A 1966-nucleotide genomic window follows, 5' to 3' on the forward strand; every position below is an offset into this window, starting at 1 on the left:
CCTCGATCTCGGGCGCGAGAACAACAAGCACCTGGCCTTTGGTTTTGGCATCCACCAGTGCGCCGGCCTGAGCCTGGCGCGGCTGGAAGGGCGGGTGGCGATCGGACGCTTTTTGCAGCGCTTTCCCGGCTACCGTTTGAGCGCAGCGCCCACGCGGGGTGGGCGGGCGCGCTTTCGCGGGTTTCTGAACGCGCCGTTCGTGCCGACCTGAACCGCGTTAGACCACCGCTTCGGCGGACTCGGCCACGGCAGCGGGGCGCGACAAGGCCAGCAAGGCTTGCACCAGAGCGTCCACATCGGCTTCGCTGTGCGCCGCCGACAAAGCGATGCGCAGACGGGCCGTGCCCACCGCCACCGTGGGCGGCCGGATGGCGGGCACCCAGATGCCGCGTTGGCGCAGACCTTCCATCACGGCCAGGGCCTGGTCGTTGGGTCCGATGACCAGCGACTGCACGGCGGTGTGCGAGGCGCCCAGGCGCCAATGGTGGCCCTGCAAACCCTGCGCCAGCCCTTGGCGCAAACGGGCGATGAGCGCGTTCAAATGGCGCCGCCGCCCATCTTCGGCTTCGATCAGCCGCAGGCTGGCGCGCAGCGCGCTGGCCAGCATGGGGGGTGCGGCGGTGGCAAAAATATAGCTGCGCGTCTTTTGCAGCAACCACTCCACCAAGGCGTCGTCGCCCGCCACAAAAGCGCCCGCCACGCCCGCTGCCTTGCCCAGCGTGGCCATGTAGAGCACCCGTTTGGAAGCGGCAGTGCCGGTCAACCCGGCCGCCGCCAGCGCGCCCCGCCCTTGTGGCCCCAGCACGCCAAAGCCGTGGGCGTCGTCCAGCAACAGCAGGGCGTCGAAGCGCTCGCACAGCGCCAGCAGCGCCGGAATGTCGGCCACGTCGCCGTCCATGCTGAACACGGCGTCGCTGATCACCAGCTTGCGCCGCGCGGTGCTCTGGGCCAGCAGGCTTTCGAGCGCCGCAAGGTCGGCGTGTGCAAAGCGGTGGATGCTGGCGCGGGACAAACGCGCGCCGTCGATCAGGCAGGCGTGGTTCAGCGCGTCGGAGAACAAGGCATCGCCTTCGCCCACCAGCGCCGGCACGATGCCGATGTTGGTGGCGTAACCGGCGTAAAAGTACAAGGCCCTGGGCAGTTGAACAAAGGCGGCCAGCTCGCGTTCCAGATCGGCATTGGCCTGGCTGTGGCCGCTCACCAGCGGGGAGGCGCCAGCGCCCACACCAAAGGCCTGCGCGCCTTCGCAAGCCGCCGCCACCAGCGCCGGGTGTTGGGCCAGGCCCAGGTAGTCGTTGCTGCAAAAGGCCAGCAGAGGTTCGCCATCCACCCACAGATGCGCGCCCTCGCCGGGCGTCACCTCGCGGCGGCGGCGGCGCAGGTGCTGCGCGTCCAGCTCGGCGATGCGGCTGGGAAATTCGTCGATCCAGGAAGTGTTCATAGCCATTCAGGGGGGAAGTGGAACGCCGGCTCCGTGGCGGTCTGGGCCTTGGGCTGGTAGGGCAAGTCGGCCAGCAAGGGGGCGTTCAGCCGGCCTCGCAGCCAGTCGATGTTCTCTTGCGGGCACAGCATGTCGGGGTCCACGCGGTTGACCACCCAGCCCGCCAGTTCGAGCCCATGTGCGCGAATGGCCTGCGCCGTCAGCAGAGCGTGGTTCAAACAGCCCAGGCGCAAGCCCACCACCAAGACCACCGGCAGACCCAGGGCCTGGCACAGGTCGGCGCCGGTCAGTTGGTCGGACAAGGGCACGTAAAAGCCGCCAGCTCCCTCCACCACAACAAAGTCGGCGCGCTCGGCCAAGCGCTGGAAACAGGCCACGATGTGGGGCACGTCAATGGCCACCCCGGCGCGCGCGGCCGCGATGTGCGGCGACAGCGGATCGGGCAGCAGCACCGGGTTGTCCAGCTCGGGCGGCACCTGCACGGTGGAGGCGGCGCGCAAGGCCAGTGCGTCTTCGCTGGCCCAG

Annotated in this window: 3 protein-coding genes; 1 reads left to right on the forward strand and 2 read right to left on the reverse strand. The window is 69.2% G+C overall.

What is annotated here, in order from left to right; genetic code table 11:
- Positions 1-211: cytochrome P450 (locus tag ABYB95_RS22530; RefSeq protein WP_372662270.1), on the forward strand; the 211-nt coding region annotated here is incomplete at its 5' end.
- A 6-nt stretch (positions 212-217) separates the two neighbouring features.
- Here the strand turns inward: ABYB95_RS22530 and bioF are convergent.
- Both bioF and bioD read right to left on the reverse strand, forming a co-directional pair.
- Positions 218-1441 carry an 8-amino-7-oxononanoate synthase gene (gene bioF / locus ABYB95_RS22535; RefSeq protein ID WP_372662273.1) on the reverse strand — a complete coding sequence of 408 codons (1224 nt, stop codon included), beginning with the start codon at positions 1439-1441 and terminating at the stop codon, positions 218-220.
- A partial coding sequence (bioD, locus tag ABYB95_RS22540; protein ID WP_372662276.1) for a dethiobiotin synthase occupies positions 1438-1966 on the reverse strand: 529 nt, incomplete at its 5' end. The genes bioD and bioF, both read right to left, overlap by 4 nt.

The organism is Hydrogenophaga sp., assembly GCF_041633695.1.
Classification (GTDB): domain Bacteria; phylum Pseudomonadota; class Gammaproteobacteria; order Burkholderiales; family Burkholderiaceae_C; genus Hydrogenophaga.